Source organism: Bacillus sp. ms-22 (assembly GCF_009759805.1).
GTDB classification, from domain to species: Bacteria; Bacillota; Bacilli; order Bacillales; family Bacillaceae; genus Bacillus; species Bacillus xiamenensis.
This window is the reverse complement of sequence record NZ_CP046653.1, coordinates 1,627,898-1,648,614: the sequence shown is the minus strand read 5'-3', so window position 1 is coordinate 1,648,614 and position 20,717 is coordinate 1,627,898. Positions and strand designations below refer to the sequence as shown.

26 protein-coding genes, 1 pseudogene and 2 riboswitches are annotated in these 20,717 nt (G+C 42.0%); of the genes and pseudogenes, 8 read left to right on the top strand and 19 right to left on the bottom strand.

Annotated elements, in window-relative coordinates; all coding sequences use genetic code 11:
- Window positions 1-21: 21 nt before the first annotated feature.
- The 9 genes from spoIIIAD to GPA07_RS08595 all read right to left on the bottom strand — a co-directional run bounded on the left by spoIIIAD (window position 22) and on the right by GPA07_RS08595 (window position 5,534).
- Window positions 22-435, bottom strand: a complete 414-nt coding sequence (gene spoIIIAD, locus GPA07_RS08635) for a stage III sporulation protein AD (protein ID WP_157293146.1) — start codon at window positions 433-435, stop codon at window positions 22-24.
- Complete coding sequence (gene spoIIIAC / locus GPA07_RS08630; protein ID WP_003153142.1) at window positions 432-638, bottom strand: stage III sporulation protein AC; 207 nt, start codon at window positions 636-638, stop codon at window positions 432-434. The genes spoIIIAD and spoIIIAC overlap by 4 nt, the downstream gene beginning before the upstream one ends.
- Window positions 639-657: 19 nt before the next feature.
- A complete protein-coding gene (gene spoIIIAB / locus GPA07_RS08625) occupies window positions 658-1,173 on the bottom strand; it encodes a stage III sporulation protein SpoIIIAB (RefSeq protein WP_008358628.1) in 516 nt (171 codons plus the stop codon).
- Window positions 1,167-2,090, bottom strand: a complete 924-nt coding sequence (gene spoIIIAA, locus GPA07_RS08620; RefSeq protein ID WP_071168944.1) for a stage III sporulation protein AA — start codon at window positions 2,088-2,090, stop codon at window positions 1,167-1,169. Before spoIIIAA ends, spoIIIAB begins: the two co-directional genes overlap by 7 nt.
- Window positions 2,091-2,155: 65 nt before the next feature.
- A complete protein-coding gene (locus GPA07_RS08615) occupies window positions 2,156-2,440 on the bottom strand; it encodes a YqhV family protein (RefSeq protein ID WP_008358631.1) in 285 nt (94 codons plus the stop codon).
- Window positions 2,441-2,813: 373 nt separating this feature from the next.
- On the bottom strand, window positions 2,814-3,371 hold the full coding sequence (gene efp / locus GPA07_RS08610) for an elongation factor P (RefSeq protein WP_007501192.1): 558 nt from the start codon (window positions 3,369-3,371) through the stop codon (window positions 2,814-2,816).
- A 25-nt stretch (window positions 3,372-3,396) separates the two neighbouring features.
- Entirely contained in the window at window positions 3,397-4,461 is a 1,065-nt protein-coding gene (locus GPA07_RS08605; RefSeq protein WP_174549256.1) for a M24 family metallopeptidase, read from the bottom strand.
- Complete coding sequence (gene aroQ, locus GPA07_RS08600) at window positions 4,455-4,898, bottom strand: type II 3-dehydroquinate dehydratase (protein WP_008360272.1); 444 nt, start codon at window positions 4,896-4,898, stop codon at window positions 4,455-4,457. Before aroQ ends, GPA07_RS08605 begins: the two co-directional genes overlap by 7 nt.
- A 108-nt stretch (window positions 4,899-5,006) precedes the next feature.
- Complete coding sequence (locus GPA07_RS08595) at window positions 5,007-5,534, bottom strand: YqhR family membrane protein (protein WP_008360270.1); 528 nt, start codon at window positions 5,532-5,534, stop codon at window positions 5,007-5,009.
- A gap of 221 nt (window positions 5,535-5,755) precedes the next feature.
- Between GPA07_RS08595 and GPA07_RS08590 the strand changes: the two genes are divergently transcribed.
- Together GPA07_RS08590 and GPA07_RS08585 are read left to right on the top strand one after the other, a co-directional pair.
- A complete protein-coding gene (locus tag GPA07_RS08590) occupies window positions 5,756-6,712 on the top strand; it encodes a DUF1385 domain-containing protein (RefSeq protein ID WP_008360268.1) in 957 nt (318 codons plus the stop codon).
- 38 nt (window positions 6,713-6,750) lie between these two features.
- The gene (locus tag GPA07_RS08585) at window positions 6,751-7,146 is read left to right on the top strand and encodes an SA1362 family protein (protein WP_071168941.1); all 396 of its coding nucleotides are present in this window, start codon (window positions 6,751-6,753) and stop codon (window positions 7,144-7,146) included.
- Here the strand turns inward: GPA07_RS08585 and GPA07_RS08580 are convergent.
- The 3 genes from GPA07_RS08580 to GPA07_RS08570 all read right to left on the bottom strand — a co-directional run bounded on the left by GPA07_RS08580 (window position 7,143) and on the right by GPA07_RS08570 (window position 9,480).
- Complete coding sequence (locus tag GPA07_RS08580; protein WP_008360263.1) at window positions 7,143-8,018, bottom strand: patatin-like phospholipase family protein; 876 nt, start codon at window positions 8,016-8,018, stop codon at window positions 7,143-7,145. The two genes, GPA07_RS08585 and GPA07_RS08580, sit on opposite strands and share 4 nt — an antisense overlap.
- A gap of 105 nt (window positions 8,019-8,123) precedes the next feature.
- Window positions 8,124-8,558, bottom strand: a complete 435-nt coding sequence (gene mntR / locus GPA07_RS08575) for a transcriptional regulator MntR (protein ID WP_003215946.1) — start codon at window positions 8,556-8,558, stop codon at window positions 8,124-8,126.
- 85 nt (window positions 8,559-8,643) lie between these two features.
- Window positions 8,644-9,480 (bottom strand): lipoate--protein ligase family protein, encoded by an 837-nt coding sequence (locus tag GPA07_RS08570; RefSeq protein ID WP_071168940.1) that lies wholly within the window; start codon window positions 9,478-9,480, stop codon window positions 8,644-8,646.
- 220 nt (window positions 9,481-9,700) lie between these two features.
- On the opposite strand from GPA07_RS08570, the gene GPA07_RS08565 reads away from it, so the two are divergent.
- Entirely contained in the window at window positions 9,701-10,081 is a 381-nt protein-coding gene (locus tag GPA07_RS08565) for a rhodanese-like domain-containing protein (RefSeq protein ID WP_071169246.1), read from the top strand.
- A 39-nt stretch (window positions 10,082-10,120) separates the two neighbouring features.
- Here GPA07_RS08565 and gcvPB read toward each other — a convergent pair whose 3' ends face one another.
- Genes gcvPB through gcvT form a run of 3 tightly spaced genes read right to left on the bottom strand, consistent with a single transcriptional unit; the run spans window position 10,121 to window position 14,034 of the window.
- Window positions 10,121-11,581 carry an aminomethyl-transferring glycine dehydrogenase subunit GcvPB gene (gene gcvPB, locus GPA07_RS08560; protein ID WP_008360257.1) on the bottom strand — a complete coding sequence of 487 codons (1,461 nt, stop codon included), beginning with the start codon at window positions 11,579-11,581 and terminating at the stop codon, window positions 10,121-10,123.
- Window positions 11,574-12,920 carry an aminomethyl-transferring glycine dehydrogenase subunit GcvPA gene (gcvPA, locus tag GPA07_RS08555; RefSeq protein ID WP_157292353.1) on the bottom strand — a complete coding sequence of 449 codons (1,347 nt, stop codon included), beginning with the start codon at window positions 12,918-12,920 and terminating at the stop codon, window positions 11,574-11,576. Before gcvPA ends, gcvPB begins: the two co-directional genes overlap by 8 nt.
- A 16-nt stretch (window positions 12,921-12,936) precedes the next feature.
- Window positions 12,937-14,034 carry a glycine cleavage system aminomethyltransferase GcvT gene (gene gcvT, locus GPA07_RS08550; protein WP_157292351.1) on the bottom strand — a complete coding sequence of 366 codons (1,098 nt, stop codon included), beginning with the start codon at window positions 14,032-14,034 and terminating at the stop codon, window positions 12,937-12,939.
- A 103-nt stretch (window positions 14,035-14,137) separates the two neighbouring features.
- Window positions 14,138-14,233, bottom strand: a riboswitch (glycine riboswitch).
- A gap of 3 nt (window positions 14,234-14,236) precedes the next feature.
- Window positions 14,237-14,343, bottom strand: a riboswitch (glycine riboswitch).
- 249 nt (window positions 14,344-14,592) lie between these two features.
- Between gcvT and GPA07_RS08545 the strand changes: the two genes are divergently transcribed.
- From GPA07_RS08545 to sinR, 4 genes are all read left to right on the top strand, one after another.
- Window positions 14,593-16,263 (top strand): DEAD/DEAH box helicase, encoded by a 1,671-nt coding sequence (locus tag GPA07_RS08545; protein ID WP_008360252.1) that lies wholly within the window; start codon window positions 14,593-14,595, stop codon window positions 16,261-16,263.
- Between the two features lie 14 nt (window positions 16,264-16,277).
- A complete protein-coding gene (locus GPA07_RS08540) occupies window positions 16,278-17,075 on the top strand; it encodes a YqhG family protein (RefSeq protein WP_008360250.1) in 798 nt (265 codons plus the stop codon).
- Window positions 17,076-17,259: 184 nt separating this feature from the next.
- Window positions 17,260-17,424, top strand: a complete 165-nt coding sequence (locus tag GPA07_RS08535) for an anti-repressor SinI family protein (RefSeq protein WP_008360248.1) — start codon at window positions 17,260-17,262, stop codon at window positions 17,422-17,424.
- Between the two features lie 33 nt (window positions 17,425-17,457).
- Window positions 17,458-17,793 carry a transcriptional regulator SinR gene (sinR, locus tag GPA07_RS08530; protein ID WP_008360247.1) on the top strand — a complete coding sequence of 112 codons (336 nt, stop codon included), beginning with the start codon at window positions 17,458-17,460 and terminating at the stop codon, window positions 17,791-17,793.
- 67 nt (window positions 17,794-17,860) lie between these two features.
- Here sinR and tasA read toward each other — a convergent pair whose 3' ends face one another.
- From tasA to tapA, 3 genes and pseudogenes are all read right to left on the bottom strand, one after another.
- Complete coding sequence (gene tasA / locus GPA07_RS08525) at window positions 17,861-18,661, bottom strand: biofilm matrix protein TasA (RefSeq protein WP_008360245.1); 801 nt, start codon at window positions 18,659-18,661, stop codon at window positions 17,861-17,863.
- A gap of 57 nt (window positions 18,662-18,718) precedes the next feature.
- Window positions 18,719-19,291, bottom strand: a complete 573-nt coding sequence (gene sipW / locus GPA07_RS08520) for a signal peptidase I SipW (RefSeq protein ID WP_008360243.1) — start codon at window positions 19,289-19,291, stop codon at window positions 18,719-18,721.
- A 47-nt stretch (window positions 19,292-19,338) separates the two neighbouring features.
- A pseudogene (tapA, locus tag GPA07_RS08515) lies at window positions 19,339-19,871 on the bottom strand (amyloid fiber anchoring/assembly protein TapA).
- 258 nt (window positions 19,872-20,129) lie between these two features.
- On the opposite strand from tapA, the gene GPA07_RS08510 reads away from it, so the two are divergent.
- The gene (locus GPA07_RS08510) at window positions 20,130-20,456 is read left to right on the top strand and encodes a YqzG/YhdC family protein (RefSeq protein WP_008360239.1); all 327 of its coding nucleotides are present in this window, start codon (window positions 20,130-20,132) and stop codon (window positions 20,454-20,456) included.
- A gap of 33 nt (window positions 20,457-20,489) precedes the next feature.
- On the opposite strand, the gene GPA07_RS08505 is transcribed toward GPA07_RS08510, so the two are convergent.
- Entirely contained in the window at window positions 20,490-20,678 is a 189-nt protein-coding gene (locus GPA07_RS08505; RefSeq protein WP_008360237.1) for a YqzE family protein, read from the bottom strand.
- Between the last annotated feature and the right edge of the window lie 39 nt (window positions 20,679-20,717).

Here is a 20,717-nt window from a genome sequence, read left to right as displayed (position 1 = left end):
ATTAACATCACCTCTTTTCAATCAAGTCATGGACGGGATCATGCCTAAAATGGTCTCAATGATGACCGTTAAAATCGGGACCGCCATGACCAAGATGAGAATCTTGCCGCCAAGCTCTATTTTCGAAGCAATGGCGCCTTGTCCTGCATCTTTTGTGAGCTGGGCGCCAAATTCTGCAATATAGGCAATTCCGATGATTTTCAAAATGGTTTCAACGTACTTCATATTGACACCGGCACTTGCCGCAATTTTTTCGATCATGGAGATAATGGCATAGATTTGATCGATTAAATAAAGAAAAATCACACACCCTGTAAACACAACAAGCATAAAGGCGAAGGGTGGCTTTTGTTCTTTGACGATTAAAGCTAGAAAAGTAGCAATTAAACCAAGGCCAACAATTTGAATGATTTCGATTTGTAAGCCCTCCCCTATCCTTGAAATAGAAATACGGCTTTAATCTTCTTAAACAAATCATCTACAATGGTTGCCACCATAAATAAAATGTAGATAAACCCAAGCAGTGTCACCCACTGAGCGTACTCTTTTTTCCCCATTTGATCCAAAATCGTATGAAGAAAGGCCACGACGATGCCTACTCCTGCGATTTGGAAAATGACGTTTACATCAACGCCCATGCTCTCGACTCCCTTCTTCTCACATCAATAACAGAATCAGTAGTAATCCACTTAAAAATCCAAGACTCCTCACCATTTTTTCATTTTTCGCTTGGGCAACTTCAGCTTCTTTCTCTTCTGATTCCAAATGACCTAACGCCAGCTTGATATATTTTTGCTGAGCAGTGACATCATGCTGACCAAGAGTTTCTCCAAAATGCTTCAGCGCTTCATATTCGCCTTTTTTCAAAACGGTCTTTTTCCAAACGTCCTCTAAACTTTCGTTCCATGCATGCCTTGCTGAAAAGGTGCCGGCTTTGAGTTTTTCTGCAAATTGTTCAAATAATCGATTCACAGGTGGCCCTACTTGCGATGCAATTTGATCAGCGGCTCTAGCTAAAGGTGTTTGACCATACATGATTTCAGCTTCAAGAGATTGGAGAGCAAACCGAAGCTGCCGAATTTGCTTAGGCCGGTCGCTGTATCGTTTGGCAAACTCAAATCCTCCCCAAGTCGTGGCCGCGACGATGAAAATAGCGCCAATGAGCTTTAGCATACGTCCACTCCCTGCCTATACTTCATCTCTTGTCCATCTTGGTCATACATCCGACCGATCGTGCCGGGACCATTTTTTCTATTTAATTCAACATACCGATCAAATACTCGAAACTGCCATAACGGCTCGAATGATGGCCGTTTATATAGGTCCTCCAGTGAATACCCATGAGCTGAGACGATAATGGTGACTCCAGCATGGATCGCTTCTAAAAGTGCCTGTACATCCTCACTTTTTCCGATTTCATCTACAATGATGACCTCTGGACTCATGGAACGGATCATCATCATTAACCCTTCAGCTTTTGGACACGCATCCAGTACATCAATCCGGTGTCCAAAAGAATGCTGCGGCACCCCTCTTATACACCCGGCTATCTCAGAGCGTTCATCCACAATGCCTGTTTTTCTAGCAGGGATGGTTTTCGTTCCTGTACTCGCAAGACGCGCTACATCACGCAGCAATGTCGTTTTCCCTGTTTGCGGAGGACCAATGATGAGTGTGTTGCACCAATGTTGTTCATATAAATAAGGGAGAAAGGGCAGGGCCATGCCGATTTTTTCTTTTGCAATACGGATATTAAATGACGAAATATCTCTCAAGCCTTTGACGACACCATTTTCAACGATTACTTTTCCAGCAAGTCCTACCCGGTGTCCGCCAGATATGGTGATATAGCCTTGTTTTAGCTCTTCTTCAAGTGTGTACATGCTGTAATTACTTAGCCTGCCTAATAGCTGTGATGCGTCTTCTCCTGTTGTATGATAGGAAAGAAAGCGCGGTTTTCCTCCTTGCATCAATTCAACCGGACGATCTGTGCGAATGCGGATTTCTTCTATTTGCGCCCATTCTGCTTCTTTCAGCAGGCTGAGCTCTTGTCCAATCGAATGCGGGAGAATATCCAACAAACTCCGCAACGAATTCCCCTCCTTTTTTTCTTCTCTAAAATGTATGATGTGTGGCGTTAATTATGCCAAGCCATTCACTTATAAATCCCAACAAGAATAAACACGACACCCATGAAAATAAACACAAGCTTTGCATAGGATAACTGCCCTGCGATTTGATAGATTCCAATCGTCATGGTGATAATAAAAATGAGCGGCCCGATGATCGCTAGAATGCTATTGATGACAACCGCTTTACGTACATCATTTGTAAGTAAAATGAGGATGGCGGCCGTCAGTTCAATGGTCGCTGATAAAAATCTCATGCCTGCCATTGCAGCGACTGACGGGTGTATGCCCGGGAAAAGAAATTGTTTCATATAGAACCTCCAGCTTTTTTTACACTATATGCTTCACTAGCTGGAAGTAGTCTTGTTTTTCAGAAGGAAGAGAGATGAATGAGAGAATAGAGAGAGAAGTGTTTGGAGAGGCGTTATTTTTTTCAATAAAAAAAGACTGTAAACTCGAGGTTTACAGTCTCAGATTGTTGACAAAGGGCTAAAATGAACTTTATTTTAGTCTTTTGTCTTCTTTTCAGCGTGATAGAAAACCTTTGCAGTCTAGGAAGGACGAGTACCGGAGCGGAGCGAATTTAACATTCGTGAGCACCGGCACGCAGGACTGACAAAGAATGCGAGGGTTTGTCTACACGCTAAGACTGTAAACTCGAGGTTTACAGTCTTTCTTCGTTCATTACGCTCTTGAAACGTATGAACCATCAGATGTATTAATCACTAGTTTATCTCCTTGGTTCACAAAGAAAGGAACGTTGACGATTAAACCAGTTTCTGTTTTCGCAGGTTTTGAGCCGCCTGATGTTGTGTCACCTTTAATACCAGGCTCTGTTTCTACTACTTCTAGTTCTACCGTGTTTGGAAGTTCTACTCCAAGTGTTTCATCACCGTACATCACGATTTGAACCGACATATTTTCAAGCAAATATTTCAGCTCATCTTTGATTTGCGCTTCGCTTAGTTCAAGCTGTTCGTATGAACTTGTATCCATGAATACATGCTGGTCGCCATTTGCATACAAGTATTGCATTGTTTTTGTTTCAATTTGAGCTTTCGCTACTTTTTCACCTGCACGGAATGTTTTTTCTTGAATTGCACCTGTACGCAGGTTACGCAGTTTCGAACGGACAAATGCTGCGCCTTTTCCTGGTTTTACGTGTTGGAAATCCACTACACGCCAAATACCGCCGTCCACTTCAATTGTCAGGCCTGTACGAAAATCGTTTACTGAAATCATTTTGTCATCCTCCTACATTTCACCATCATAATATGATAAGTTCTTTCGGTGAGTGGGTCAATCGTTTATTGCCGTCAGCTGTCAGGACAATATCATCCTCAATTCTCACGCCGCCGACATCCGGTAAGTAAATTCCCGGCTCTACTGTCACAACCATTCCTTCTTCTAACACGACCTCTGAGCGTGAAGAAAGACCAGGCGCTTCATGTACTTCCATACCAAGCCCGTGTCCAGTCGAATGCCCGAAGTATTGACCGTAGCCATACTTTTCAATGATGTCTCGTGTGATGCGATCAGCTTCTTTTCCTGTTAAGCCTGGCTTGATTCTATCCACACCAGCGTTTTCTGCTTCTAATACGATATGATAAATTTCCTTTAGCTTGTCGCTTGGCGTTCCTACAGCGATTGTTCTTGTCATATCAGAACAATAGCCTTTATAGTAAGCACCGAAATCCAGTGTAACCAAATCACCGGATTCAATCACTTTTTCACTTGCTCTCCCATGCGGCAGGCTTGAACGAACGCCTGAAGCAACAATCATATCGAATGAAGATCCCTCAGCACCTTCTTTTCTCATGAAAAATTCAAGCTCGTTCATGACGTCAATTTCTGTCAGGCCCGGCTTGATGTAAGTGAGAATATGATCAAAGGCGTGATCTGCAATCTTCGCAGCTTCCTCTAATATCTTAATCTCTTCATTAGACTTAATCAAGCGCAACTTTTCAACTGATTCTGAGACAGGAACAAGCTCTATACCGCTTGCTTTGCCTGCGTACTGCTGATATGTGGCAAATGTCATATGGTTCTGTTCAAACCCAAGACGTTTGACCCCAAATGCCTTTGCCGTTTGGACAGCAGTTTCTACAATGTTTCCTTTATGTTCAATGATGTCATAGCCTTTTACTTGGTCCTTGGCTTGCTCTGTGTAGCGGAAGTCGGTAATAAAGGCTGCTCGATCTTTTGAAACGACGGCAAGACCAGCTGATCCAGTGAAGCTGGTCATGTATTGTAAATTAAAGCTGCTCGTAATCACTAGACCGTCAATTTCTAATTCGTTTAAAAGATTTCTTAGTTTTTCAAGTTTCATGATCCCGCTCCCCCATCACTGACCAAATAACGAATCGCCAATTTATACCCTTCTAGACCAAGTCCAACAATTTGACCTTGGCAGACTGGCGCAAGAACTGAGTGATGGCGGAATTCCTCTCTTTTATGAACATTTGTGATATGTACTTCGATGACAGGTAAAGAAATACTTGCAATGGCATCTCTTAGTGCATAGCTATAGTGGGTAAAAGCACCCGGGTTAAACACGACGCCATCGTACTGCTCCTCTGCTTCGTGGAGCGCATCAACCAAATCACCTTCATGATTCGATTGAAAAAATGTTAATTGGATATTTGCTCGTTCTGCGAATTGAAACAAATCCGTTTCTAAATCTGTCAGCGTTTTACTTCCGTAAACAGCAGGCTCTCTTTTGCCGAGCCTATTTAAATTGGGCCCATTTAGCACTAGAAAATGAGGCATTTAACCACTCCTTCACCCTAATTCAATCTATATCGATGTCTGTTTCTTTTTCCTTAGAAACCTTTCGTTTCCAAAAATATTTTATCATATGAATGAGTGATTTACACTTTATTCTGTCTTTTTCCCGAGTGCCCTCGCAAGCTTCTGGCTTGTTAATTCATTGTATTCAAATGAAATACTGTACCCTACAAACATGCCATATAAAATATATAGGCAAAATGTCGTTACAATGGTGCTTTGCTGTAAATCTTGTACTTGCTTGACATCTGGGAAAATAGGATTAAATACATAAAAAACAAGTACCCATAAAAGCCCGCCATACACCAGCCCCATCCAAAAGCCTTTGATCCGTTTTAACAGCCCGTAATAAATAAAGGCTGCGCCAATAGATAAAAGCCCTAAAAGCACAATACTAATCAATGTGCCAAGTCCTCCCTTTTTCCAATCACCAAGCACAAATGGCTGCAAAAGCATATTTGGACTCACCTCTGAAAAATGAAACATATGGGTCAGAAATCCGATAAATCCCCAAAAAACTCCGCCGACAAAGCCTGTAGCTGCTGCCCTTGCCACCATCGAAGACGTTTGTACAGACTGATTTTTTTCTTCTTGGTTTTTCTTTTCATCACGTTTCATATGAACACCTCCAGCAAGTAGTATGTCCAAAATGTCATGAAAAAAAAGGATTTCCATGCGTGAGTGTAAAATTTTTAAAACAGGGTATACTGGCTAAAAAGAGGTAGATAGAATTCTAGTAGATAATCGACCTGTGAGCTAGTGATTTCCCTTCATTTCCTGTACAATAAAGGTATAAAGAAATGCATGTAAATTACAGGAAACAGGCAGGTTGATGAAATATGTCCAATCAAACAAAATCTCCAGCATATGGAGGGCAGGCAGTTGTAGAAGGTGTCATGTTCGGAGGTAAAAAGAACTATGTGACAGCGATTCGGCGTAAGGACCAGTCCATCGAGTTTTTAAAGCTTCCCCGGACCTCCAATAAACGAACCGCCTTTCTCAAGAAAATCCCATTTGTTAGGGGTGTTGCTGCACTTGTTGAAGCAAGCGCAAACGGCAGTAAGCACTTAAATTTCTCCAGTGAGCGCTATGACTTAGATCCTTCTGAAGATCATACTCTTGAAAAAGAACAAAAAGGCTCGAAATTCTCAATGATCTTTGGCATTGCTGTGATCGGAGTTCTCTCTCTTCTCTTTAGTAAATTTGTCTTTACCCTAGTACCTGTCTTTTTAGCTGAGCTTGTGCGGCCTGTGTTCTCAGGAAACTTCGCACAAATCGCAGTTGAAACATTCTTTAAATTGATCCTGTTATTAGGCTATATTTACTTTATTTCCATGACCCCTTTAATTAAAAGGGTATTTCAATATCATGGAGCAGAACATAAAGTCATAAACTGCTATGAACAGAACCTTGACATCACAGTGGAAAATGTCCAAAGCCAATCCCGGCTTCATTATCGATGCGGCAGCAGCTTTATTTTATTCACTGTCATTGTTGGAATGTTCGTCTATTTACTTGTACCGACAGATCCTTTATGGGTGAGAATTCTGAACCGCTTGGCACTCATTCCGGTTGTTCTGGGCATTTCATTTGAAGTGCTTCAGCTTACGAACAAACTCCGTGAAGTGCCAGTGCTAAAAGTGCTTGGCTATCCTGGCCTTTGGCTGCAATTGCTTACAACAAAAGAACCCTCTGACGACCAAGTCGAGGTAGCCATTGCAAGTTTTAATGAACTTCTTCGTTTAGAGGAAGCGTCTGAGAAACAAGCATCAGATTCTACTCATCAAGTGATCTAGCTTATAAATCCGGTAAATTCCTTCGGAGGTGGACAGTTATGAATCGCCGAGTACATCCTGCTTTTACCATTATTTTCGCTTTAGGTGTTTTGGGTTTTATATATTTACTCACAACGAATCCTGGCAGACTCTTTACGATGCTGCTATCAGTTGTGATCATTGGAGCGGTTATGTTTTTCCTTTTTAGATGGCTGATGAATCGAAGAACTGGAACAGAAGGCAACCTATATCGTAAAGCAGTCAAACAATCAAAACGTCGCTACCAGCAGCCTAAACCAAAGACGAAAAGCCATATGAAAAATCGGGTCACTCATTTGCGAAGCGTGCCGACTGACCACAAGTCTAAGCCCGTCCTTCTCAAAAAGAAAAGCCAAACACATTTGACTGTGATTGAAGGCAAGAAAAACAAAAAGAAGAATCGCGCCTTATTTTAAAATGTCCAGCTCTTTAAAAATTGCTCGGCCTTCTGTCTACCTAGATCGACGAGCGCCCTTTTCTTTTCTGTCATGAGATGAAATTCAGTGGCAATGACGTGTTCTACCGGAATAAAAATAATATGACGTTCGTGTTTTGTGGCAATATGCCTTTCGTCATGAGCACCACGCATCGTTTCAAAAAGAGCGCCAAACAGTTCAAACGCATTGCGGATGGAATGTTGAGGGCGTTCTTTTTCGTTTGGGGTTAATGTGACACCGACAAATGGTCTTTTTTTCTCTTCCGCAAATAACCAAATTGGAAAATTGCTGAGCACTCCTCCATCTACAATGGTACAAATTCCTTTTGAAGACCTCAGTTTGACAGGTTCGAAAAAATACGGCAGGCTGCAGCTCATGCGAATGGCTCTTGCGACGGAAAAACGTTCTGGATTTAACCCATATGAAGGAAGGTCATCTGGCAGGACGAGGATTTTCCCATTCGTTAAATCAGAAGCGACGATTTTCAGTGAACCTTTTTTCAGATCGCCAAATACGGTGACTCCTTTTCGTTTTAAAATGTCTGCCAGCCATTTTTCTAGCCGGTCTCCTTTGTAAAGACCAAGACGCCAATAAATAGATACCCATCTGAGCATTTTAAACGGGATGAATTGACACCTTCGGTCAAGCAATTGATGCTCATCCATTTCATCTAAAAGGTCCCGAATCTCCTGGCTTGTAAAACCTGCTGCGATGAGTGAAGCAATGATCGCTCCAGCACTTGTTCCAGCTAGACGGACAAATTGAAATCCCCTCGCTTCAAGTGCTTCATAGGCACCTGCAAGTGCTGCACCCTTAATGCCTCCACCCGAGAACACACCATCTATCTTCATCAAGGAGCCCCCTTTTCAATGTCACACTATTAATAGTGTAGGAGCATTTGCTTTCAATTAGAACTTTATTCAAAAAGGACACCCTCGGCATGGGTGTCCTTTTTCTTAAGATTCTTGATTGGTTTGTTCGTTTTTCTTTTGAATCGCTTTCAGCTGAACGGATCGCTCATCGTTTTCTTCAAAGAATTGAACGAGATCGCCAATGCGGTCAATACTGTTCCAGCTGAGATGATGTTCAATGCCTTCTACATCATCATAAATTTTCTCTTCATCTACACCAATGATTCTTAAAAATTGCTCTAGCAGTTCATGTCTGTATACGAGACGTTTTCCAATTTTTTTGCCTTTCGGGGTTAAAATTAGACCACGATATTTCTCATAAATGAGGTATTCATCTTTATCTAGCTTCTGAACCATTTTTGTTACAGAGGAGGGATGGACAGCGAGTGCTTCTGCGATATCAGATACTCTTGCATATCCTTTTTCTTCTATTAGCATATAAATTTGTTCAATGTAATCTTCCATACTAGGTGTAGTCATAAAACCCCTCCAAAATGCACCTTTACTTAATAATCATAACAATTCTACACCATCGCTCATTAAAAAACAAGAAGTGTCCTTCGTCTTAACGCTTGTAATTCCAATCATCTGAGGCATATTTCGTTTTGGCGAGATGGTGGACAAACGCTAATTCTTCATCTGTCAGCTCATAAGGCACAAGCTCGATATTTAATCCTTTTTCAAACCCTCGTTTAAACGCAACACGTGCATCGTCTATCGTACATGTTCGGTCTGAGATTTCATTAATCGCCACCGCCTTGTTTTTAAAGCTGCGCTGCATCCGCTCTCTTACCCGGTCGTTTGGATAAAGGAACAAATCAAACAATTTGTCCTCATCAAGGTCAATTAAAATCGAGCCATGCTGGAGGATCACACCTTTTTGCCTCGTTTGAGCGCTGCCTGCTACTTTTCTGCCTTCTACGACAAGCTCGTACCAAGAAGGCGCATCAAAGCAGACAGACGACCTTGGATTCTTTAAGCTTTCTTTTTCTTTTTCTGTACGAGGAATGGCAAAATACGCATCGAGTCCCAGTTCCTTAAAGCCCTCTAAAATACCTTCTGAAATGACGCGGTATGCCTCTGTCACCGTCGCTGGCATCTCTGGATGCTCTTCTGACACAATCACGCTGTAGGTCAGCTCCTGATCATGAAGAACCCCTCTGCCGCCTGTTGGTCTGCGGACAAACCCAAGACCATAGCGCTTGACCGCTTCCATGTTGATTTCTTTTTCAACATGCTGAAAATACCCAACAGATAGTGTCGCCGGATTCCAGCCATAAAAACGGATCACTGGCGGGATGAGATTCTCACTATGCCAATAAAGCAAGGCTTCGTCCATTGCCATGTTAAAGGCAGGGTCTTGGTTTCCTGTATCAATGAAACACCATTTCTCTTTTTGCATATAAAAATCCCTTCTCTTTTACGTAGTCAATGTTAGATCATGGTGGCAGCCACCGGTTTTCTCTCTTCATCAGTCTATCAAATAGGGAAGGAATTGAAAATAATTCTGACCATTTATGATGACAAGTTTCTTTTGCTTTACTATAATAGTATTTGTCTAAAACGTACCATCAGACAGGCTACTGTGCTGATGCTCAAGAAGGAGTCGAGTCGTATTGCCAATATTCAACTATATCGTCCTCTCACTTTGTGGACTTTTCGTTCTTTATTCCATCGGCAGTTTCATTTATCAGCAGCGTATTATGAAAACGCTGACGGAAGAAGAATTTATTAAAGGGTACCGCAAAGCCCAGCTCATTGATGTGAGAGAGCCAAATGAGTTTGAAGGCGGACATATTTTAGGCGCAAGAAACATCCCCCTTTCACAACTAAAGCAGCGAAAAAATGAAATACGCCCTGACAAGCCTGTTTATCTCTATTGCCAAAACAACTTGAGAAGCGGGAAGGCAGCTCAAACTTTACGTAAAAATGGCTGTCGTGAGATTTATAATTTAAAGGGCGGCTTTAAAAAATGGGGCGGCCGCATTAAAACAAAGAATTAATAAAAATGACTCTGGGAGCTATTGCCCCCTAGAGTCTTTTTATTTTCTTTCAAAAACAAGAACTGGATTCCGTGCAGCCTTTGTTTCATCCATTCGTTTGACAACTGTCGTATGTGGTGCTTCCTGTACGACTTCTGGGTTCTCTTCTGCTTCTTTTGCAATTTGAATCATCGCTTCAATGAATGCATCAAGGGTCTCTTTTGATTCCGTTTCAGTTGGTTCGATCATGATACATTCTTCTACATTGAGCGGGAAGTAGATCGTTGGCGGATGATAGCCAAAATCAAGTAATCGTTTGGCCATATCAAGCGTCCGGACACCTAGTTTTTTCTGACGTTTACCTGAAAGAACAAATTCATGCTTACAGTGGCGGTCAAATGGCAAATCGTAATGGGCACTTAAGCGGCGCATCATATAGTTGGCATTTAACACCGCATGATCTGTTACAGCCTTTAAGCCGTCAGGACCCATAGAACGGATATACGCATACGCCCTGACATTGATGCCAAAGTTGCCATAGAACGGTTTGACACGTCCAATGGATTCTGGGCGATCATCATCAAAATAATAACGACCTTCCTTCTTCACAAGTACTGGCTTAGGCAAATATGGAATCAAATCCTTTTTCACACCGACTGGACCAGAACCAGGACCTCCGCCTCCGTGTGGACCTGTAAAGGTTTTATGCAGATTTAAGTGAACGACATCAAATCCCATATCCCCCGGTCTTGCTTTGCTTAAAACGGCATTTAAGTTCGCTCCATCATAATAAAGCTTACCTCCAGCTCCGTGAACAATCTCAGCCATCTCTAAAATATTTTCTTCAAAAAGGCCGAGTGTATTTGGATTTGTGAGCATGAGAGCAGCGGTTTCTTCATTGACAACACGCCGCAGATCCTCTAAATCGACAAGACCATTTTCATCAGATGCGACGGTGATCGTTTCAAATCCAGCGACTGTCGCAGATGCCGGATTCGTTCCATGGGCAGAATCAGGCACGATCACTTTTGTTCGTTTATGATCTCCTCTTGCTTCATGATACGCACGAATCATCATGAGCCCCGTCCATTCACCGTGTGCTCCTGCCGCAGGCTGTAAAGTCACGGCGTCCATTCCTGTGATTTCTTCTAAATGGCCACCTAAATCATAAAGTAACTCTAATGCGCCTTGCACTGTGTCTGCCTCTTGAAGCGGATGCACTTGCGAGAAGCCTGCAAGACGTGCGACCTTTTCGTTAATTTTCGGATTATATTTCATCGTACAAGAGCCTAGAGGATAAAAGCCAGAATCGACCCCATGATTACGCCTAGATAATGCTGTGTAGTGACGCATAATATCTAGCTCGGAAACTTCAGGCAGCTCCGCATCTTCATGGCGGATATACGTTTCATCAAATAAGGCTGGGAGCTTTTCTTCAGGTACATCTAAATCAGGCAGGCTATAACCAATTCTTCCTTCTTTGGATAATTCAAAAATAAGCGGCTGATCTTGTTTATTCATGGCGATCCCCCAATTCCTTGATGAACGTATCAATTTCTTCTTTTGTTCTTAGCTCTGTTACGGCTACAAGCATATGATGCTGAAGGTTTGGATAGGCTAGCCCTAGATCATATCCGCCAATGATTCCTTTTTCAAGCAATCGTTTATTAGCTTCCTTCACAGGCTCATCAAGCTTGATCACGAACTCATTAAAATGGGCCCCTTCTATTTCAGCCTGTAATCCATGCTGTTCCGCCTGCGTTTTAGCATAATGAGCTTTTTGTACATTTTGATAGGCGATTTCTTTTATGCCTGTTTTTCCAAGTGCCGTCATTGCAACAGAAGCGGCTAACGCGTTTAACGCCTGATTGGAACATATATTAGAAGTCGCTTTATCTCTTCGAATGTGCTGCTCGCGCGCTTGTAGGGTCAGTACAAATCCACGCACACCGTTCTCGTCTTCTGTTTGTCCGACTAAACGCCCCGGCACTTTCCGCATTAGTTTTTTCGTCACAGCGAAATATCCGCAATGAGGTCCGCCAAATGCAGCTGGAATGCCAAACGGCTGTGCATCACCAACGACAATATCTGCTCCAAGCTTTCCTGGAGGTGTCAGTAAACCAAGTGCAAGCGGGTTACTTGAAACAATAAACAGACTTTTCCCTTGATGTGCAATCGGTTCAATCTCTTTTAACGGTTCAACGACACCGAAGAAGTTTGGATATTGTACAAGAACCGCTGCTGTTTCGTCGCAGACAGCTTCTTCTAATGCAGCAATATCCGTCTGTCCTTTACGTGCAGGTACTTCGACGACTTCAATATGCTGTCCTTTTGCATATGTTTTCAGCACCGCTCGTGATTCAGGATGAACTGTCTCAGAGACCACAACCTTTTTCTTCTTTGTATGTCCTGCAGCCAGCATCGCCGCTTCAGCTAATGCGGTTCCGCCATCATACATTGAGGAATTTGCAAGATCCATACCGGTCAGCTCCGCAATCATCGTTTGAAATTCAAAGATCGCCTGCAATTCACCTTGCGAAATCTCAGGCTGATACGGTGTATACGCTGTATAAAATTCAGAACGTGAAATCACATGATCTACAATCACAGGCTGGTAATGATCATACACACCAGCACCTAAAAACGATGCATAGGCAAGAGTATCTTTATTTTTGGCAGCGAGACGAGACAATTCCCGCACGAGCTCTGTTTCAGATGCGGCTTCTTTGATGTTATATGTGCCTTTGAATCTTACTTTCTCTGGGATATCTGAGAAAAGCTCATCAATCGACTGAACGCCGATGACATCGAGCATTTCTTTTTGATCTTGCTCTGTTTGCGGCAAATACCTGTGCTTCATCCTCTATTCCCCCTCGTTATTTGGCTCTTTTATAAAATGGTGTGGCGACGATTTTCGCTTTTAGACGTTTTTTACGAACTTGCACTTCCACCTCTGTCCCAAGCTGGGCTTGAGCGGTTTCGATCAAGGCAAGCCCGACATTTTTCTTTAACGTTGGAGATTGTGTGCCCGTTGTGACGATTCCAATCTGCTTCTCTCCTGAAAAGACCGGATAGTTTGTCCGCGGAATTCCTTTATCCATCATTTCAATGCCGACAAGCTTTCGTTTCGTTCCCTCTTCTTTTTGTTTTTTGAGCGCGGCTTTTCCGATAAAATCGGCTTCTTTATCCGTTTTAACAGCAAAACCAATCCCGCCTTCTAAAGGAGAAATATCCTTGGTCAGCTCTTGGCCATAAAGCGGAAGTCTTGCTTCAAATCTCAAGGTATCACGTGCACCGAGACCGCATGGAATGAGCCCTTTAGGCTCACCCGCTTCTAATAAAGCCGACCAAATATGGACAGCATCCTCTGACTGGCAGTAGATTTCAAAGCCGTCTTCTCCTGTATAGCCGGTTCTTGAAACAAGCACCTCTTTTTGAGCGACCTCCGTTTTTGATAAAAATGTAAACGGCTTGAGTAATGTCACCTCTTTACCTGCCACAGCCTTCATGATGTCAGCAGCAAGAGGTCCTTGAAGGGCTAACAAGGCGGTTTGATCAGAGATGTTCTTGATTGTAACGTCATCCTCCCCTTGATGCTGAAGCAGCCAATCCACATCTTTTTCGATATTTGATGCATTGATGACAAGCAAATAGTTGTTCTTTTCTTTTTGGTAGACAAGCAGGTCATCCACCGTTCCGCCATCTTCATAGCACATGGCTGTATATAGTGCCTTACCATCTGTCAGCTTCGACAGATCATTGGTTAATAACCTTTGTAAAAAAGGAAGGGCATCTTGACCTTTGACTTCCACCTCACCCATGTGAGACACATCAAAAAGCCCTGCTTTTGTTCGAACAGCTTCATGTTCTTCTTTAATGGAAGAAAATTGGACAGGTAATTCCCAGCCCCCGAAATCAATCGTTTTTGCGCCAAATGTTTCATACGCATGAAAAAGCGGTGTTCGTTTCAACATTAATCATTTCCCCCTTTTTTCTTACAGTGCAGACCACAAGCTGAATTTTCAGAAAAAATCACAGCAAAAAAGGACAGAGCGCTCCCTTTTATCAAAAAGAAGTCTCTGTCCTTGCACCTGAAAGTTTACAGCACAACATCATTGTGCGTTTTCCCCTTTGGTGGTTTGCTAAAAACCGATGAGCAAACACTCTCCAGAGTTGCGTCCGGTAAGAGTACTTTTGCCTGAGAGATTCACTGATTCAATCAGCTTGCTCCTTCGGCGCCTGCCAGTGCAAAATAACCGCTAGGTCTCTCCCCATACCATCATCCGCTCATATTCTTCACATTTATTGGACATACTATCAAAATGGGTGACTTATTCTCTAGTTCACTTACCAACATCCTACCATTAGAAATGGATCGAGAGCAACAGAAAAATCATTAACATTTTTAAAATAAACATTTAGTATCGTTCGCTTTTATTAAAATATATCATCTTTTAAACACCTATTAAAAAATGAAGCGTTTAAAAACAGAACGATTTTACATCAACCGACTAGAAAGGCAGGCGATGACATTGAATATTCAAACGATTTTTGATGAGGAATGGGCAAATGAATTTCAGCAGCGGCTTTCAGCAGACGGCCCCTGGGCGAACTGGAATATGTACCGTTTAGCAGCGCAGGTTCAACAAGTCACAGCCATCGATTCATTCGAGGGGCTACTGGCTCCGGCACACCTGCCTGCATTTACTCCTTTAAAACACCAGCTTGAAGTCGCTAAAAGAGTCGTAGAAGAGATGAACGGGAAAGCCATTTTAGCAGATGAAGTGGGCCTTGGGAAAACCGTAGAAGCTGGACTCATTATCAAAGAATACATGATTCGCGGACTTGCCAAAAAGATTCTCATTCTCGTACCCGCCTCCCTTGTGTCCCAATGGGTGCAGGAGCTGCGGACGAAATTTTACATTGATGCTGTCGAGCAAAAAAAGAGCTATGTGTGGGAGCAGTGTGATGTTGTCGTTTCCTCGATTGATACTGCCAAAAGACAGCCACATCGAGACACCATTTTATCCATCGCCTACGATATGGTCATTATTGATGAAGCACACAAACTGAAAAACAATAAAACGAAAAACTATGAGTTTGTGAGAAATTTGAATAAGAAGTTCTGCCTGCTGCTCACAGCGACACCTATCCAAAACCGAATAGGAGAAATTTTCAATCTCGTCTCCCTTCTGAAACCAGGGCATCTAGGAAATGAACATCAGTTCAAAGATCTCTTTGCTAAAAAGGAGCTTCAGCTTGAAGACCATGACCGGCTAAAACAATTAGTCAATAAAGTGATGATTCGTAACCGCAGGCAAGACACTGGCATCGAATGGTCAAAACGTCATGTGAAGACCATTTCCATTGATTTTTCGCCGACAGAACAAGCCTTATATGATGAAATCTGTCAGCTGAAAAACAATCCATCTTATACGAAGCACATGTTTTCCATTATGACCTTGGAACGAGAATGCTGTTCAAGCCGAGAAGCGGTCTATATGACCATCAAAAAAATGCAAGAAGAGGAAAAACACATTCTAGGCGCTTCTGCAATTGGGCAAATCATGGAGAAAATCAATCAAGTCGAACAAAATTCAAAGGCGCTGGAAGTCGTTAAGCTCATTCAACAATTAAATGAGAAAGTCATTATCTTCACTGAATATCGTGCGACACAAATTTATTTACAATGGTTTCTCCAACAAAACGGGATCAGCTCAGTTCCCTTTCGAGGCGGTTTTAAACGAAGCAAAAAAGACTGGATGAAGGATTTATTTAGAGAACGGGCGCAAGTGTTAATTGCGACAGAAGCAGGCGGCGAGGGGATCAACCTTCAGTTTTGCAACCAGATCATCAACTACGACCTTCCGTGGAACCCAATGCGGCTAGAACAACGAATTGGACGTATTCACCGCCTCGGTCAAGAGCGGGATGTCCACATTTACAATATGGCCACAAACGGAACAGTCGAGGAACATATTTTAAAGCTGTTATATGAAAAAATTCAGCTGTTTGAAAACGTGATTGGTGATCTAGATGATATTTTAACCCGGATTGATATCAAAGAAGCCGAAACAGAATTGCATCATATCCTCTTTCAGCACGAATCTGACAGAGACATGAAAAAGAAGTTAACCCAATTTGCTTCCTATTTGACAGAAGCACAAACACCGCTTTTAGAAAAAAGACAGCAGGGTTCATAAAGGAGAGTTGACCAATGGAGCAGCGTGACATTCACACATTTCTTCTCCGCTTCTTTCAGGCAAATCAATGCGACATACTAGAGGAAAGTGCAGGGCACATGACAGTACAGCTGACAATCGAAATGGATAAATTGATTATGAACCGCCCTTTTTACTGGCACTGGCTCGAAAAAACGGGCGGTGTACCTGAGCCGCGGCAATTGACCTTGATTACCGATCAAAAAAAAGCGGGTGACACGGTCGAGGGCGAATTCGTCCACTTCGGCTCCCCTCGCTTATTCCAAATTTTCGAGGCTGTTAAACAGCAAGGCCGTTTTATCCGGCTCTACGAAAAAGTCAGACCGCTCACAAACAACCAGATCGCTCTAGAGCCATGGCTTGGCCTCAATGTGAAAATATCCTATCTGGCAGACCGTAAGAAAGATAAGCTGCTGTCCCTTGGGCTTCATCTGATACGCGGGGAAGTTATCGAACAATTTCAAGATCAGCTGGAAGCCCGTGAGCTGTCGTCTCAAATTCCTGACTATTGCTTTACAATGAGTACGATGATTAAGCCAGAGAGCGGCGTCAAACGGCTCTACAGCCTGATGGAGCGTTATGCCCACGAAGAGCCGGACGATTGGGCAGTAAGAGCTGTTCAAAAGTGGAAGGAAGACTCGGAACTTTTAAACCAATTTTATGAAGGGACTTCTGACACATCTGTAGAATATGAAATAGAAAGACAAGCACTTAAAACTTTATACGAACCAAAAATCAGTCTTACGATTGAAAATGGAGGACTTTTTTACTTACAGCAAAAAAGGGGAGGCTGACTGAGCGAGTCTCCTTCCCTTTCATATGACATACAATTTTCGATCAATCAAAAGCAACGTTTGTCTATTTGTATTGGGCGGAAACATGACGCAAGCAATCTATGAGGTCTTATCACCTGTGTCTTTCCATTTCATGCGTTAAGTGCCTGAAATACACGATTCAGTATTTTAGGAGGGTATTTGTATGGAAAAGAAAACGAAGTTATTAGACAATGAATGGGTTCAATTATTACGCGAAGCTCGCAAAGTGGGACTAACAGTTGACGAAGTCCGTCATTTTCTCAAATCAAGCGAAAAGTCCTCTGAGTCTCCCCCTATGGTAAGAAGTCATTCTATCAAACCTTTCTGAATGTGCTATAATATCGAAAGGAAGGTGATGACATTGATTGGCCAGCGTATTAAACAATACCGCAATGAAAAAGGCTACTCACTATCAGAACTGGCCGAAAAGGCTGGGGTAGCGAAGTCTTATTTAAGTTCAATAGAAAGAAACTTGCAAACAAACCCCTCCATTCAATTTCTTGAAAAAGTCTCCGCTGTTCTGGACGTCTCGGTTCATACACTGTTAAACGAAAAAGATGAAACCGAATACGATGGTCAATTAGATAGTGAATGGGAAAAACTAGTTCGAGATGCAATGACATCAGGGGTTTCGAAAAAGCAATTTCGTGAATTTTTAGATTATCAAATCTGGAAAAAAAAGCAAGAAGAGGAGTGACGCGCACGTTTTAGCGCATACTCCTCCAATTGCTATGCAGAACTTGATATCAGTCTAAAGACTGGTTTTATTTTTTATCTTCGCTGTGTGCTTTTTCGTTTTCTTTCACGTAGCCTTTTTCATCCGTATGCTCTTTTGGATTGATCGTTAACCCATTCCACTGAGTCGCTTCGAAGGAAAGATCAATTTGAATCGCATCGCCTTGGTATTTATTTTGGATATAGTGACCCGCTTTATCCTTCGTCTGGTCATTGACAAATTCAATGATCATTTCCATTTTATCGTAATCAAACGGATTCTTTGGAATGCCGTCATACTCTGGAGCCGCTGTTCCATCAACGGTTGCTACATTGATTTTACCACTTTCATGTAAAAACTTCTCATCGACGGCATGACGAAGCTTTTCAAATGCGGTCTGATCCTGCTTTGACGTTAATAAATGCAGGTCAAGCAGGTTGGCATGGTCTAAAATAATATTTTTCGGGTATCCATTTCCACCTTCGGCTCCAACCGTTAGAACACTCACCTGAAATTGGCTGAGGAATTCTTCAGCTGTATTCTTTCCGCCGTTCTTCGCTGATGTTCCATCTTTAAACTGGCTATAATCAAGACTCATCAGCACTTGATTAATCGCAAGCGACCCCTTATTTTCAAAATTAAATTCCTTCTTGATTCGGTCACCAGGTTTTAAGTTCGAAAGGTTGATGGCGCCAGAATTTTCTTTTGCAGATAAAGCCAGCTCTCCTGTAGAGTAGACCGCGTTTGCCGTCTCGACATCATTAAACGCAGCCCACGTTCCCCCGCCAATTAATGCAAGACCTAATGCCCCTGATAATACACCTAAACGAATTGATTTTTTCATTACCATGATTGAACCCCCTAATAAATTGTTTTATTGAAACCTGAATAGGTTACAAACGGAAATTTATGCTTGTTCCTCTGATATATGTAATTCAGCTGTATGTCTTCGCTGTTTTGCAGCACCGACAAAATGAATCGTGGAATAAACAAGCAGCATCACACCTGGAATAATGAGCAGCAAAGCGGTTCCAGCAGAAGTCCCAGCATACGAAAGGAGCTTTCCTGCATAAGGGATGGTCACTCCCGTATACTGCGCAGTCACTTGATTCGCTTGTACGAGCGTACCATCTTGATACATATTGTTGTCTCCTTTGGTCTCAAAAGCTTTCTTTGCTCCAGTTCCTTTTACCCCAACAATTCGGTGGGTCACAAAGGACTGATCTTGCTTCGTTTGAAAAGTAATAATATCGCCTTTTTTGAGCGTCTCAGGTGAGGTTACACGTTTCACCACAATCAACGAACCAGTTGAAAATTCCGGTTCCATTGAGCCAGATAGCACTTGCTTAAATTGATAACCAAAGATCTGAGGATCTCCGCCTGTTGTTCTTGATGACAAAACGACAATAATACACGCAATCATCATCGTGAAGACCATCACGTAAAGAATACTACCAGACATTTTCATCCATTTTTTCATGATCCTTCTCCCCTTTACATATCATTTTTCATTCAGCAGGCAGCCATTTAGGATACATTTTCTTGGCATTTAGAGAGCTGCATATGTTGAGACCAAAAGAATGGTTTTTTAGATGCACCAAACCCTTTAGGATAATAGATTTTAAATGCATAAATCCCACTCGTTTTTGCGATTTCTGTCGTGATAGTCACCGTTTTTTTTGATGGGAGGGACTGTATCGACCCTTTTTCAAGAATATGACCATCTTGTAATGGCATCTGATCACTCTCTACTTTGTGCAGTTCCCACATCCATTTAGAGTGCGCAATGGGTTGTCCAATATTTTTTAGTGTCATGCTCAGCTTTTGAGGCGCACAGACTGTTCCTTCCATAATCGTTTGATCAATGAGCTTCAAATGACTTCGATCCCATTTCTTTGGCTGGCAATGCTGATCTGTCCCTTCAAAATTTTCACATGTTTTCATGACAAAATTTGAATGCTCGACATCGTTAAAAGAAGCATTGGTAGATGTGATAAGAAAAGAAGTGAAAATCAAACAAATCAAATGGCACAAATGAGTACAAAGAGCAACTGTTTCACCAATTCTTTCAACTCCTTGAACGACTGTTCTTTAAAAAGAACGATTACACATAGTATAAGGAAATACCTATAAAACCCAAAACGCCAAATTAGTCCATTTTGTTCTTAAATAAGAACTTTTATGAGAAAATTCTTCCATTTTCTCGTTCTTTCGCCATATTGGATATTTTTTTCCATGCCATTTGTACTTCTTAAAAATTTACATAAAAGTGTAGGATTTGGTCAGGATAATAAGTGGTGAGGTGAGGGTGATGTTAATTGAAATATGGAAGAATGATGATCATGATCAGTTTACTGTTGGGTCCTGTCATACAAGACGTCAAACCTGCGGATGCAAGAGGATTCACTACGGCCGCAGATCAATGGGAAACAAGAGCTGTCAAAGAAGCAAAGAAAAGATATCCGTTAGCACAAGTCTTATTTAAACAAAAAGTATGGGACCGGTACCGGGAAAAAGAATCTGTGAAGCAGTATCATATTACGTTAAAAGATCATGCCAAAGAATTTGGGGTATTTGTCACCATTTCCTATAATCCTTACTCAAACAAAGTCAATAAAGTGATTGTTGTGGAAGAATACAGCTAAAGTGGCATAAAAAAACCGCCTGCTGGCGGCTTTTTACTTCTGTCGATGTCGTTTTTTTAGCATCATTGAAAAACCAAACGGCAGAACCCCAAATAAACGCTGTGAAAATGGAGGTTTTGTTTCCATTTTTTCTTGTTTATGTTCCTTTCGTTCGTCACGTGGTGTATTCATATATTTGATGATTTCCTGTGTCATATATTTTACATAATCATTTGTTTTCAACGAACATTCACCTCTTCTTCCTTAAAGTGTTACCAGAAA

Bases quoted from the DNA above. Each gene is read 5' to 3' on its own strand.
- aroQ (WP_008360272.1), bottom strand. From the start codon at position 4,898: ATGCCTCATTTTCTAGTGCTAAATGGGCCCAATTTAAATAGGCTCGGC.
- GPA07_RS08590 (WP_008360268.1), top strand. From the start codon at position 5,756: ATGTCCAATCAAACAAAATCTCCAGCATATGGAGGGCAGGCAGTTGTA.
- spoIIIAB (WP_008358628.1), bottom strand. From the start codon at position 1,173: ATGCTAAAGCTCATTGGCGCTATTTTCATCGTCGCGGCCACGACTTGG.
- gcvT (WP_157292351.1), bottom strand. From the start codon at position 14,034: ATGTTGAAACGAACACCGCTTTTTCATGCGTATGAAACATTTGGCGCA.
- GPA07_RS08570 (WP_071168940.1), bottom strand. From the start codon at position 9,480: ATGCAAAAAGAGAAATGGTGTTTCATTGATACAGGAAACCAAGACCCT.
- sipW (WP_008360243.1), bottom strand. From the start codon at position 19,291: ATGAAAAAATGGATGAAAATGTCTGGTAGTATTCTTTACGTGATGGTC.
- gcvPA (WP_157292353.1), bottom strand. From the start codon at position 12,920: ATGAAGCACAGGTATTTGCCGCAAACAGAGCAAGATCAAAAAGAAATG.
- efp (WP_007501192.1), bottom strand. From the start codon at position 3,371: ATGATTTCAGTAAACGATTTTCGTACAGGCCTGACAATTGAAGTGGAC.
- GPA07_RS08535 (WP_008360248.1), top strand. From the start codon at position 17,260: ATGGAAAAGAAAACGAAGTTATTAGACAATGAATGGGTTCAATTATTA.
- gcvPB (WP_008360257.1), bottom strand. From the start codon at position 11,581: ATGAATAAACAAGATCAGCCGCTTATTTTTGAATTATCCAAAGAAGGA.
- mntR (WP_003215946.1), bottom strand. From the start codon at position 8,558: ATGACTACACCTAGTATGGAAGATTACATTGAACAAATTTATATGCTA.
- GPA07_RS08595 (WP_008360270.1), bottom strand. From the start codon at position 5,534: ATGAAACGTGATGAAAAGAAAAACCAAGAAGAAAAAAATCAGTCTGTA.
- GPA07_RS08540 (WP_008360250.1), top strand. From the start codon at position 16,278: ATGGAGCAGCGTGACATTCACACATTTCTTCTCCGCTTCTTTCAGGCA.
- tasA (WP_008360245.1), bottom strand. From the start codon at position 18,661: ATGGTAATGAAAAAATCAATTCGTTTAGGTGTATTATCAGGGGCATTA.
- GPA07_RS08615 (WP_008358631.1), bottom strand. From the start codon at position 2,440: ATGAAACAATTTCTTTTCCCGGGCATACACCCGTCAGTCGCTGCAATG.
- spoIIIAC (WP_003153142.1), bottom strand. From the start codon at position 638: ATGGGCGTTGATGTAAACGTCATTTTCCAAATCGCAGGAGTAGGCATC.
- GPA07_RS08585 (WP_071168941.1), top strand. From the start codon at position 6,751: ATGAATCGCCGAGTACATCCTGCTTTTACCATTATTTTCGCTTTAGGT.
- GPA07_RS08580 (WP_008360263.1), bottom strand. From the start codon at position 8,018: ATGAAGATAGATGGTGTGTTCTCGGGTGGAGGCATTAAGGGTGCAGCA.